General features: G+C 55.9%; 8 protein-coding genes and 3 pseudogenes. 3 read left to right on the top strand and 8 right to left on the bottom strand.

From position 1 onward, the window contains the following. Nucleotides 1-119 precede the first annotated feature (119 nt). Nucleotides 120-734 (bottom strand): annotated as a pseudogene (locus tag GRAN_RS22675) (ArdC family protein); the annotation flags it as partial. Nucleotides 735-1,073: 339 nt separating this feature from the next. Between GRAN_RS22675 and GRAN_RS27150 the strand changes: the two are divergent. Continuing rightward, nucleotides 1,074-2,238 (top strand): annotated as a pseudogene (locus GRAN_RS27150) (IS481 family transposase). A gap of 113 nt (nucleotides 2,239-2,351) precedes the next feature. Here the strand turns inward: GRAN_RS27150 and GRAN_RS22665 are convergent. Both GRAN_RS22665 and GRAN_RS26490 read right to left on the bottom strand, forming a co-directional pair. Continuing rightward, the gene (locus GRAN_RS22665; RefSeq protein ID WP_241655107.1) at nucleotides 2,352-4,118 is read right to left on the bottom strand and encodes a tetratricopeptide repeat protein; all 1,767 of its coding nucleotides are present in this window, start codon (nucleotides 4,116-4,118) and stop codon (nucleotides 2,352-2,354) included. 288 nt (nucleotides 4,119-4,406) lie between these two features. Beyond that, nucleotides 4,407-4,706: pseudogene (locus GRAN_RS26490) on the bottom strand (winged helix-turn-helix domain-containing protein); the annotation flags it as partial. A 434-nt stretch (nucleotides 4,707-5,140) separates the two neighbouring features. On the opposite strand from GRAN_RS26490, the gene GRAN_RS22660 reads away from it, so the two are divergent. Then, nucleotides 5,141-5,596 carry a Cif family virulence factor gene (locus tag GRAN_RS22660; protein ID WP_161571119.1) on the top strand — a complete coding sequence of 152 codons (456 nt, stop codon included), beginning with the start codon at nucleotides 5,141-5,143 and terminating at the stop codon, nucleotides 5,594-5,596. 82 nt (nucleotides 5,597-5,678) lie between these two features. After that, nucleotides 5,679-7,016 carry an amidohydrolase gene (locus tag GRAN_RS22655; protein ID WP_128915337.1) on the top strand — a complete coding sequence of 446 codons (1,338 nt, stop codon included), beginning with the start codon at nucleotides 5,679-5,681 and terminating at the stop codon, nucleotides 7,014-7,016. 8 nt (nucleotides 7,017-7,024) lie between these two features. Here GRAN_RS22655 and GRAN_RS22650 read toward each other — a convergent pair whose 3' ends face one another. From GRAN_RS22650 to GRAN_RS22630, 5 genes are all read right to left on the bottom strand, one after another. Beyond that, a complete protein-coding gene (locus GRAN_RS22650; protein ID WP_260734915.1) occupies nucleotides 7,025-7,894 on the bottom strand; it encodes a helix-turn-helix domain-containing protein in 870 nt (289 codons plus the stop codon). Between the two features lie 127 nt (nucleotides 7,895-8,021). Next, nucleotides 8,022-8,798, bottom strand: coding sequence for a hypothetical protein (locus tag GRAN_RS22645; RefSeq protein ID WP_128915335.1), 777 nt, complete (start codon nucleotides 8,796-8,798; stop codon nucleotides 8,022-8,024). Nucleotides 8,799-8,844: 46 nt separating this feature from the next. Then, nucleotides 8,845-9,606 (bottom strand): hypothetical protein, encoded by a 762-nt coding sequence (locus tag GRAN_RS22640; protein WP_128915334.1) that lies wholly within the window; start codon nucleotides 9,604-9,606, stop codon nucleotides 8,845-8,847. Nucleotides 9,607-9,960: 354 nt separating this feature from the next. Then, nucleotides 9,961-11,112 (bottom strand): alpha/beta fold hydrolase, encoded by a 1,152-nt coding sequence (locus tag GRAN_RS22635; RefSeq protein ID WP_128915333.1) that lies wholly within the window; start codon nucleotides 11,110-11,112, stop codon nucleotides 9,961-9,963. Between the two features lie 247 nt (nucleotides 11,113-11,359). Further along, nucleotides 11,360-12,049, bottom strand: coding sequence for a hypothetical protein (locus GRAN_RS22630; RefSeq protein WP_128915332.1), 690 nt, complete (start codon nucleotides 12,047-12,049; stop codon nucleotides 11,360-11,362). Between the last annotated feature and the right edge of the window lie 44 nt (nucleotides 12,050-12,093).

Here is a 12,093-nt window from a genome sequence, read left to right as displayed (position 1 = left end):
TGAAATCAATCCGCCCAGTATCGCCACCTTCATCTCGTTATGTTGCGTCCAGAATCGGCAAGCCCAATGAAGACGGCCCCTCGCAGCCGCTACACAACATAACTGCGAACACAACATAAGTGCGCCGCTTCGTGTACGAGCGTGGAGAACTCCTCGGCCTTGGACTGACCGGGAAGGATAGCGATACGTCCGCCGTAGCTGACGCCCATTGCCGGAGCAATCTTCGGGTTATAGACAATCTGAATGCCCTTGCCTCTGAGGAACGTTGCAAGACGGTCGATGCTCTCGCCGGGGTCGCCTGAAACCTCGTGCAACTCGGGAAGGTCTACACCGTTGGTTTGCGAGATATCGAAGACGTAGGCATTTCGAAACCCAAGCAGGGCGCGGGTGTTCTGTTTCGTGATGTCTTTCTCCGCTTCCTCGTCCTTCTTGCGGCGAACACCGACGATAGGGGCAAGGATGCGAATGCCTTTGGCTCCCGCATTGACGCCGCGACCAAGGTTCTTCCACGTCCAGAACCCTGCAACGCGGGTAGCGGTCGGCATCTGCCGGGCGATCTCCAACACGTTCCCAAAGCTGTAATTATGAAAACGGCTCATGGCGGTGAGGTAGTTGGTGAGGGCGTCGGAATGTCCTGCCTCTAACTGCTCAATGAGGAGCTTGATGTTGGCGGTGATGATTTCCTGCTTGGTGGTGGGCTTCTTGCTGTCGATGGTGGTTGCTGTGGTGCTCATGGTGGCTTCTCCTTGGGGTTTGGCTTCTGCACGTCCGCGTTGAAACGCGGCATGTACATGCCGAACGCCACCTGGCGAAGGCGGGGGTAGCAAGGCGCAAGGGGAGGGGTGTCTCCCATCCTTGAAATGGAGGCGAAGCTGGAATGGAAAGGACGAGCGCAGCGAAGGTCTGCACAAGCGCAGCGCGGAAGACTGGGGATACCCCTTGCGCCGCGCGATCGGGGCAGAGCCCCTGAGCGTACTTAGCACTCGCGTTACGAAATAGACCGGAGACATGGTTTACAGCGAAGCGCGACGCTAACGGACACGCGCCGTTTGGGTGACACACGACGATGGTGTATGCCCTGGAAAGAGAGTTGTATCTTGGATCAACGTTTGCAGTTTTTAGCGAGTTATCAGAAGGAAGAGATGTCAGTGGCGGACCTGTGTCGCGCGTATGGAATCTCACGTCCAACGGCCTACCGCTGGATCAACCGTTACAACGAGACCGGACCAGAAGGACTCGTGGATCGCAGTCGCCGGCCGCACACCTGCTCGCACGCAACCCTTGAGCCGATGGAGAACGCTATTCTCGTGCTCCGTGCCAAGCATCCGTCTTGGGGCGCACGCAAACTCAAGGCAAGGCTTGAAATGTTACAGCCAGAACTGGTATGGCCTGCAGCTAGCACGTTCGGGAACATCCTGAGCCGCGCGGGCTTGACGAGTCCGCAGAAAAAAAGAAAACGCATCACGCCTTGCTCAGAGCCGTTCTCAATGGTCACGGGACCACAATCAACTGTGGTGTATGGATTTCAAGGGCTACTTCGTAACGGGCGACGGCAAGCGATGCGATCCGTTTACGATAACCGATGCCTATAGCCGTTATTTGATTCGTTGCCAGATCGTCTCGCGCATCGACCTTAGCCACGTTCGAGCGATCTGTGAAGCAGCTATGCGAGAGTACGGAATGCCAGCTCGAATCAGGACCGACAACGGCGCGCCGTTTGCGGGCACAGGGCTTATGGGACTTTCGAAGCTTGCGCTCGGCTGGATGAAGCTCGGGATCGTGCATGAGCGTATTCAGGCAGGCCGACCGCAACAGAACGGTCGTCACGAGCGCATGCATCGCACGCTGAAGGAGGACACGACGAAACCGCCTGCGTCATCTCTTCGTGCACAGCAGAGCCGCTTCGATAATTTTCGCTACGTCTTCAATAACGAGCGCCCACATGAGGGCCTGAAGAACGCAGTTCCGGCCAGTCTCTATCACCCCAGTTCTGTCCGACTGCCACGCAAATTGTCGGAGTTCACGTACCCCAAAGGGCTGCTTCTGCGAAAAGTGAATAACAGCGGCGACATCAGCTGGCACAAGACCAGAATTTTCATCAGCGAAGTATTCCGCTTCGAAGAACTTGCACTGGAGCTAACCACACCAGGGTTCTACAGAGTTTACTTTCGCGACCTCGAGGTAGGAGAGCTAAATGTGGAAGAGCTTCGTTTTAGAGCTGCACGAAGAGTCGTCTGATCCTCGATGAATGCATCGGCCTGGTAGCGCCAGTCGAATAACTGGCTCTCAATCGCTGGATGTCGATCACAGGAGCTTTGGCAGATCAACATGAAAACATGTGGGCACGGCGGCTAATGGTGTTTCAAATATTCAGATCTTGCGCCTCTTAGGAGGGGGACGTCGGTATTCTCGCTTTTTGAGAGGACGAGAAAGTCCCTGTAGGCCGATCGCGCCTTTTCTCTATCACCGGCTAAGTCATACGCCCGTGCCAGTTGCAGGCGGGCAACAGCACCTATCGGCTCGCTCAACACGATGCCGGGATGATCGAGAATCTTCTGAAACTCGCGAGCCGCGTCGCTCCCTTGATGCTTCACGAGGTAGGCCAAACCTCTCACGTATACCGGATGCAACGTGCCCGCTCCAATTAGCAATTCTGAACCGGTAGCACGTACTCCGTCTTCATAAGGAATGGCGGCGTCGAGTAATTCGATCGCTTTGGAAGGGTTGTTGTGGTTCAACGCAAGCAGCGCGCGAAGCGTTGGTCCATAGGCAAATCTAACCTTTGTATCTTGAGGGAAACGTACTGAAAGTTCGTCCACGACACTTTGAATCTGACGCGATTCGCCTGAAAGCGCCAATGCGAAGGCCGCCCCATACTCCACATCGCGGCTCCGAGAGAGGCGCAACGCCGACAGAGCTTCCTGTCTCGCCACTGCGACATTGCCGAAGAGTGCCTCGCGTGATGCAGCCTCCGTTTTGTAGAGAGCCACTGTTTCTTTCTGATCTGCTCCGAGCGCGAGTTCTTCGGCCCGACCTGACATCTTTCTTCCCTCTTGCAGTCGACCCGAATACGCCAGAACATACCCTTCGGAGTTGGCCATCCACTCTTCCGCCGCAGGCTTGCCTTGCGCCTCAGCGACTTCTCGATCCATGTCAGCTTTGTCTCCATTAAGGAAAGCGATCATGTAACGCTGGATGATGAAGTCGGGCATCTCCACCCTATGTTCCGCGGCCTGCTGAAGCATCTTCATCGCTTCGTCCGTCCGGCCAAGCGCAAGATCGCTGACGACGAGGTTGCTGTATCCGACTCCGAAGTCCGGGTCCATCGCGAGGGCAACCTTCGCTTCTTGTATCGCCTTCTGGTAGTCGCCTCGAACCAGCGAGATGTTCCCCGATAAAAAACCATGTGGAGCCAATGCGCGGGGATAAGTCTGTATCCATAATTCACAGATTTGCCCAGCCTTATCCAGATTGCCCGTCACTTGCTTCTCGTAAGAGGCATCGATCCAATACCGCTCTTCGTCACTCGAGCGATCGCGCAGCTCGTAAGCTTTGGCGGAACTCTCGGCAGAGAGTTCCGACTCTCCCAGGTCTCCGTACACTCGCCCAAGAAGGGAGTCCGCCATGGCGAACTTGGGATCGATCTCCAAGGCGCGCTTGAGGAAGGGCACAGCTGCTGTGCCGCCCGATGTCTCGGCAATCTTTAAGCCCGCAGAATAGGCTCTCAGCGCTTCGAGTGAAGGCGTCGTGGCTTCTGCGAGCGGCGCATCATGTTGCTGGACCGTTGCAAGCGATTCCCCGAGGTGGACCCGGAACTTACTCGAAATGCTGCTCAGTACGTTCAGTACATCTTCTTTTCTGGTCGCTTGCGCCTGCTCTTCGTCAAGTACGTCTCCCGTAGCGCAGGATCGGCCTCGTAGTACCAGCACGTACTGGCTGCCGATACTCGCGATAGATCCATCCAGAGCTGCGGCGCTCCCCGTCCGTTCGCAAACCTCACGAGCGACCTCCTGCGTAAGCCGTGCGTCCTCAGGACGACCCATCAGCCGAAGCGTATGTCGGATGCGTCCTTCAGAAACGATGCTGAGGAACGGCGACTGCTCCAGCTCGATCGTCAAGCCTTGCTGAAGTGTCTCGTCGAATACAGGATCGCTCGTCCTATTTGTGAAGTCGGCAAGCACAACCGTGTCTTTTTCGGTGAGGAGCTTCTTGCTGCGAAAGACGAACAAGGACGAGGCTGCGCCGACTACGAACAACAAAATACTCATCAAGCCAATGGCCCATCGTCCGAATCGGCTGGACCGGGATGGCTCCTCAGCGAGGCTTGACTCCAGCATCGGAATCGACTGGACGGCCTTATCTGGTTGGGTTGTCGATTGAATCGCCGGACCGAGGAAACGGTAGCCTCGCTTGGGAATCGTCTCAATATATCGGGGATTCGCCGCGTCATCTCCAAGGGCCTTGCGTAGTTTTCCCATCGCCACCCGCAAGCTGCTGTCGAAATCGACGAAAGTGTCTCCTTCCCAGATCCGGGTCTGGATCTCCGACCGCGTGACCACTTCGCCGCAGCTCTCCAGAAGGACGATCAGCAAGCGAAACGGCTGCTCCTGAATGTTCACCGGACTGCCCTGTTTCAGTAGCTCGCCGGTAGACGTATCCACTTCGAACGACCCAAATCGATAAACCGTGCCCCTCGGCGTCTCCATTCGTTCTCTCCTGAAGTGGCTATAGGCACATACCAGCCCGCGGGGCCAGTTTACAGGTTTATCCAAGGGCGTTTCTTTTCAACAAGTTTCGCGTTAACGAAAGAATTTACGGTGAGTTTGCTTGCCGTTCGGGAAGAAATCATGGACGTTTCCCTTGGAACGGGTAGTAGTAAGTGGCGAAGTCGCCTAAGCAGCTCCGCGAGGCTCCCATGAATTCGACGCCTAGTTTTAATTTACTTCCTCAAACCGGAAAAGCATCTCCCCTCAATCCCGCACAGTGGCGCTCACGATCGATTGGAGCGCTTGTGCTATCGATGATCGTTGGCCTCTCCGTGGGACTGTCTTCGGCGCAGGACAAGTCTGCCGGCAAGCAGATCTCGATGCGCAACGCCGTTGTGGCTACGCCAGTTTCCGCAACCGCGGAGACAGCTCCCGTGACACAGGATGTTGACAATGGTGTGCAGACCTTTCTCAAAGCCTTTGTGGCGGCAATGAACGCCCACGATCCAGAAGCCTTTTTCCGCCTGCAGGCCGAGGATTGCGCCACCGTGAATCGCACCGGTAGATTCTTCCGCGACCGGGCCTCCCTCAAGATACAAATCGAAAGGCTGCTCAAGCAGTCGTTCAAGGATTACCAGTTTCCACCGTTCCGCATCCTTCATCAACGTTCGCTCACACCTGAACTTGTGATCTTGCAGGCAGCCTGGCAAAACCCCTCCCTGGAGCCTCCCCCAGCGCCACCGGTAAGCGACATGGTTGTCACATTTCTACTGAAAAAGAGTGGAAGCGTATGGCTGGCAGAAGAAGTGGATTCGCATAACGTAGAGGGACTGCCTGCCGTTCCCGGAGAGACTCAAGTCTTTCCGTCCGCTGGCGCAACGAAACCATGACCGATTTCGCATGCAGACGGGCACCGACTGAGCCTCTTTATACAGCGATGGGCTTGGAGCCTTCCCCAGAGACCTGGCAGCAATGAAAGAGAGATCATCCATGCTCAAAACGCATTTCGCATTTCTTCTCCTCGCAGTAACGTGTTCCATTCTCTGCAATGCTGAAGCGCTAGTTAGAAGCGACGGCCCGATCACGGATACTGAGATCAATGCCGCGATCGATCGCGACACAACGGCGATGATTGAGCTCCGGCATCAAGTACATCAGCATCCGGAGCTATCGAACCGCGAATTTGAGACTTCGAAGCTCGTCGCCGAACGGCTTCGTGCGCTTGGGTTGGACGTGCAGACGGGCATTGCGCATACCGGGGTGGTAGGAGTCCTGAAGGGCGCAAAGCCAGGGCCGGTGATCGCGGTAAGGTCGGAGCTCGATGCGCTGCCGGTTACGGAAGAGAGCTCTCTGCCCTTCAAGTCTACGGTTCGTACGACTTACAACGATCAGGATGTAGGTGTCGCTCACGCGTGTGGTCACGATGTTCACATCGCCGCGATTCTTGGCGTGGCCAGCGTACTCGCCTCCATGCGAAATCAGCTTCGAGGGACGGTCATATTCGTCTTTCAACCTGCGGAGGAGGGTCCTCCCACGGGCGAAGAAGGTGGGGCCGCGTTGATGCTGAAAGAAGGTCTCTTCCGAAAACTCAAGCCGGAGGCAGTCTTTGGAATGCATGCGCTTGGAACTGTGGATGTCGGACAAGTGCACTATTGGCTTGGTGCCGCTGCCGCATCGGACAGCAACTTCCAAATTTCCTTTCATGGCAAACAGGCACATGCGGCATTCCCGCAGGAGTCGATTGACCCGGTCGTGATGGCGGCGGAAGCCGTGATGGAACTGCAAACGATTCGCACTCGGAACATAGCGCCCAGCGATGTGGCAGTTCTAAGCGTATCGACCATTCACAGCGGGGTGCGCGTCAATATCACTCCAGACCTGGCCACTCTTAGCGGAACCATCCGAACGTTTGACGACAAAGTAGATGAAAGGATCGAGCGTCGGATGGGAGAGGTCGTCCAAAGCATTGCCCAAGGCAATGGCGGCTCGGCGGAGATGAAGTTCTATGACCGGTGCCCGGCACTGATCAACGATCTCGGGCTCACAAAGAGAAGCTTATCCTCGCTCAAACGAGCGGCCGGGGAGTCGGAAGTCATGCTCGCATCACCGGTCATGGCGGCGGACGACTTTGCAGAGTTTGGGAAGGTTGTCCCTGGATTCTTCTTTTCGTTCGGGACCCAGAAGCCGGGAACGATCTCTGGCATCAACCATGCAAAGAACTTTGTCGCCGACGATTCATCGATCCCACTGGCCATGCGCGCAATGACTTACGTCCTTGTCGATTATCTTCAAGGCAAAAACGCGGAATAACTTTCCTACTAGAAGAACACCCGGGGATCTCCGTCATCTGTCTCAGAAGTTTCCGTCGATCGGGCTGTCAGCAGACGTCCCGAGAACACCGCCTTTAGTTGACTCAGTGTCTTCGTGGGTGTCTCACCGGTGAACTCTCCAAAGTCGTGAACCATGTGCATCTGATCGTGGTACCCGAATTGGTGCGCCACGTCTGTCCAGGATTTCGCCGCGAAGCGCGCCTTGCCGTCGAGCGCCGCCTCGAACCTCGCAATCCGGCCAAAGAGTTTGGGACGCATCCCCACCTGTTGCATAAATCTCCGCTGAAACTGGCGGGTGCTCAACCCAGCGCGGTCCGCCAGATCTGTGACCGCTACTCGTCCTCCACGCAAAAGAATTCGATTTGCCGCGACCGAGATTGCATCGTGGCTTGACGAAGTGAGCGCGCGGCGCAGCAGGAAAGCGTCGACGAAACTCACCCGCTCCTCAAACGTTTTGCAATCGCCCAGGCGTTGATAGACCTCTGAAATAGCCGTTCCAAGAACCGCATGGCCGTCGAAGTCCTCGTCGGTTAGTTCCCCCATGGGTACCGAGAACAGACGGGAGAGACCATCTGGCTGAAACATGATCACGAAATGTTCAAGAGCCCCGCGAAGCAGGAGATCGACTCGGCGATGTGTCTGTGGGCCGACGAGAGTCACTTCCGGGCTTTTCTTTAGAGAACGCTCCTCATGATAAAAAGCGTTGATTGGCTCACCCAGTTCGAACTCAAGCATGGGGACCGCACGCGCGGTCACTGGGTGAACGACCCCGGGACCGTCAATCCTCATCTGCCGCTGCGTGTAGAAGCGGACAAATTGTTGCAACCCCGGTGCCGGCTTGCAGAAGCTCTGGAGCATGGGCCGATCCTTCCCAGCCCTCATCCTAACTCTTGCGATAGACAAGCAGGAGGGACGCTTGCCGACTATTGTGGCAGAGAGTTCACCGTATGTCACCCAAAGGATTATCGGGGCGAGTAAACGGTCTTCAACGGGCGAGCCATGCTACGAAGTTGTGCCAGGCCGCACTCGGACCGATGACTACTCCTTGAAGCGGAAAGCTCGCAAACATTCCAATGGCCAGCCCGGTAGTCAGTGGATGGATCCTCTTGTCGACCAAGTAATCTCTGGCTACTCCTGTCAGCAAGAACAAAGCGAATGGGACCAGGACCATGGGTGGCGTGAGCGCTAGTCGAGAGAAGTGACCGATAAGATGAGTGATCGGGGGCCCCATAAGCTCGATGTTTGCGAATAGCATCAAGCGCTTGTGAATCTCTGGCCTGCTCCGATAACAGATCGCTGCGATCGCCAGCATGACAAAGGCTAGCAATCCAAAGAAATTGAAGACCGATGCATTAGGGGCGTCCAGCTCTCCTTTCAGTTGCGACTGAGAGTCGACGCGCTGATCGCCGCTCAGGTCAAAGCCTCGCCTCACCATGTCGACAGTGGTCGCGTACGACAAGGGGATGATCAACGCGAGAAGAAAGACGGAGGTAAGTCCCAGCCTTCGATGCCAGCCGACCCGCTGGAAAGCCACCAACAGACTCTGAACCAGAAAGAGCAGAATCCATGCGAAGAAAACCATCCCATGGGCCGCCGCCAGCAGCGTAAGCGGCGCACGTCGTCCACCTGGATGCACAATCGACGGCATGAAACCGACGATCGAGATCGCAAGCATTACGATTGCCATGCCAGTGTAATACCACCTTGCAACTAAGGACATCTGCCGCACCGCCCGGGATGACCGAAAAGAAGTGGTGACCATGAGTGATTGTTATCCCTCCTTTGCTCTGCCGCTGACGAATCATTATCTATCTAGCGAGCCAGCCCAGCAGGTGGTGCCAGACCACGCTCGAACCAATTGGTCCGGCCTCGAAAAATCCCGACACCATCCGAAGGATCGCCAACCCCCAGGTAAGCGGATGAATTCTCCGCGCTACAAGGAGATCCCTCCCAACGGCAGCAAACACGAAGATCGAAATAGGGATCATGACAATGACCCCGGGCAACGGTGCGAGCACTGGAGAGTGCCCGATGAAGTGCGCCAGTGGAGCCGGCATCAATTCGATATTGGCGAAGAGCATCAGCCGCTTATGAATCTCCGGCCTGCCCCGGTACGCCACAGCCATGATGACCAGCACGGCGAAAATCAGCGTGTTGAAAAGCGGGAACGCTGCCTGGTGCACTACATCATTGCCAATCGAGAGGCTAAGATCGCCGCTCAGATCGATGCCGCGCCGAACCATCGCGATCGTCGTTGCGTAGGCCAACGGAACCATCAGTGCGAAGACGAAGATCGAGGCCACTCCTAGCCTTCGGTGCCATGCAATATGCTGGGTCGCAACCAACCTGCTCTGGACGAGAAAGATCAACAGCCACGCAAAGAACACCGCTCCATGTGTGGCGACGAGCAGCGACACCGGCGCGCGACGTCCAGCGGGATGTGCAATCGATGGTATGAACGCCGCGACGGCCACTGTGAGCATCGCCAACGACATGCCGGTGAAAAACCAACGCCCCACGGAGCTCTTTGTCTTCGAGTCCGTTGTCGTCTGCTGAAGTACTGTGCTCATCACTCTCGCCTTGTTCATGAGACTAAGTGCGGCAAAGACTGACGAGATAGTAAAAATACGACATCGGACACCTGAGCGCCTAAACAGGCGCGAAATCGCCGATGCGCGTTTCGAGCCGTTTTCGGGTTGTAAACGTGCATTGATCTGACATCACCAGTTGAACAAGTAGCGCCTTGTGAACGTCTTCCCTGCCATTTCGGTCAGATCAGCTGTTCCAATAACTCAGTATTTGCAACTCTGGCGTTGCTAATTGAGTGTCGTGGCCATGAAGCATCTTTTCTGCTCATGAATCTAACCATGCCGCAGACCAATACATGGCTAGTTGAGAAACTGCCCGCGACTTCTCTCCCCGCTCTAAGGCTGGGAACGATCGAGTAACTCTGCCAGGTAGTTCGACCACAGTGCGGCCAACATGTCGGTACCCTCGCCTCTTGTGAATCTGGAGGCCGGCAGCATTACGAACTTTCCTTTCTGAACGCGTTTGATCTGCGTGGGCAACACATTCACGTCAGGTGGGTAGAGAGCGTCATCGGCAGAATCGATGGCGGTCAATGGAACATGTATCTTCTCGAGATCTGCCGATGGATCGTAGTTTCTCGACGCATTGATGGCGTAAAGTAGGTCGTTTGCATCAAAGTTTTTCGCTGCCCAAGACCAGTAGTCTTCGGTACACTTGTCGGCGGCGTCTCGGCTCTGGCACTGTTTGAGCACTTTCAAGGGAGTGATGTCCAGCATCACCATTAGGTCTGCGGCAGTCCGCAACGATGCAGGCTCCGTTTTATAATCGCCTTGCATATAGCCCGGATCATCTGTAATGGCCTTGATGATCATGTAGCGCCACGCCCGATTTTTTCCGGCTATCTGAGCTGGCATACAGGCGAGCGCGGCCAGAGCATCAGCTGCTCCAGGGTAGTTCTCTCCCCACATCCAGGTGTGCATGCATCCCATTGACGCTCCCAAGATGAGCCGCAGATGGTCGACTTGGAGGCCATCGGTCACAAGCATGTGCTCGGCGGCGACCATGTCATCGTAGTCATATTTTGGAAAGTGGCTATGCAGGCCATCGCTTGGTTTCGAAGACTTGCCGTGCCCAATGCCGTCGGGAAGAATGAGGAAATATTTTGAGGCGTCGAGCACGCCGCCCGGGACGAACAGCACGCCACCAAACGGCGGACTTAGAAAGACCGCACCATCCGGGCCTGTCATATGCAGCAGAAGCACGGCATTGTCTACATGCCCGTTCGGGTTGCGGTGAGGCTGTCCGAGCAGGCGGTAGTGTATCCGAAGCTCCGGCAGGACTTCCCCGTCTTTGAAGTGGAAATCTTTAGTGACGTAGTCGCCTTCCCGGACTTCTGGCAATAGCGGCGCGATCTGGCCGAAAGCACAGATGGAAACCACATTGCTTGCGAGTGTCATCAAGATAATCGCGAATGACGGGACGTGGACAAACGGTGCTGTGTTCTTGAGTCTCAACATCAGTAACAAACGGCTGGAAAGAAATTTCATATTGAGGCGCCTTTCTGCAAAGTGAGGCTAATGGTGCCCGGCCAATTTGACTGCGAGCTGTGAAGGTGGATGATTATGGTCGATCTCAATGTTTGGCAATCCCCGGTTTCACTGACGGATTGCCCAGTGAACAAAGTGGTGCCAGGCAGGTGTGGCGCCAATTGCCAGGCGGACAGGTGGGCCGGCAATGATGAAAAATATGACGCCCAAGATATATGCGGGATGAATGCGGCGGCGCGTGACCAGGTCATAGACTGATCCTGCGAGAATGAAGGCGAAGATGGCAGCAACCACTCCCGCAGGTCCCAGGAGCGATGCCAGTGTCGGACGAGCAAGGGCGGGCGGCAGAAGCGTCATGAAGGAGAGAGACATGAGCCGTTTGTGGGCTTCGGGCTTTTTTCGCACCAAGATACCGACGGGCGATAACTGCAAATACAAATACTGACATCACGTTCACCATGGCTGCAGATTCGAGGTCGGGCCAGTTCTGCATGTGGCCCACGCTGGCACCCCGGAATGCCGCCATCGTTCCCAGTACCACCATCGCGGGAATCAGTGCGATCGAAACCCACCCCAGCGTCATGTGCAGAGCACGTTGGCCTCGCGAGATTAGCGCGGTCTGGAAGAGGTAAAAAAGAACGTAGAGAGTGAAGACTGCTCCGTGCAAATGGATCACCATCGGCAGCTGCGAGCTTGCCGGACGAGGTACGAGACCTCGGAGTGGCTTGAGGTAGTAGGTCGCTGAAAATCCCGAGAAGATCGTGATGGCGGCGAGCGTCGCCAGGACTAAAAAGAAGCGGTGGTCGCGACGCTTACGGGAGAGAATTTCGGCTAGGGTCTCCGATTTGTTATCTACTGTTTCCACAAGCGAAGATTCGGGAAACGACGACCGGCGACCCGGGTCGAGCGCATCCTTGGCGAGTGCGGTGGGTGTCATGCGGCGGCTCCAATCTCCGGACATTCCGGGATGCGTCAAACTGC

The sequence above is a fragment of the Granulicella sibirica genome (assembly GCF_004115155.1).
GTDB lineage: Bacteria > Acidobacteriota > Terriglobia > Terriglobales > Acidobacteriaceae > Edaphobacter > Edaphobacter sibiricus.
The sequence above is the reverse complement of the archived record's forward strand: the minus strand, read 5'-3'. Positions and strand labels throughout refer to the sequence as shown.

Bases quoted from the DNA above. Each gene is read 5' to 3' on its own strand.
- GRAN_RS22645 (WP_128915335.1), bottom strand. From the start codon at position 8,798: ATGGTCACCACTTCTTTTCGGTCATCCCGGGCGGTGCGGCAGATGTCC.
- GRAN_RS22650 (WP_260734915.1), bottom strand. From the start codon at position 7,894: ATGCTCCAGAGCTTCTGCAAGCCGGCACCGGGGTTGCAACAATTTGTC.
- GRAN_RS22635 (WP_128915333.1), bottom strand. From the start codon at position 11,112: ATGAAATTTCTTTCCAGCCGTTTGTTACTGATGTTGAGACTCAAGAAC.
- GRAN_RS22640 (WP_128915334.1), bottom strand. From the start codon at position 9,606: ATGAGCACAGTACTTCAGCAGACGACAACGGACTCGAAGACAAAGAGC.
- GRAN_RS22630 (WP_128915332.1), bottom strand. From the start codon at position 12,049: ATGACACCCACCGCACTCGCCAAGGATGCGCTCGACCCGGGTCGCCGG.
- GRAN_RS22655 (WP_128915337.1), top strand. From the start codon at position 5,679: ATGAAAGAGAGATCATCCATGCTCAAAACGCATTTCGCATTTCTTCTC.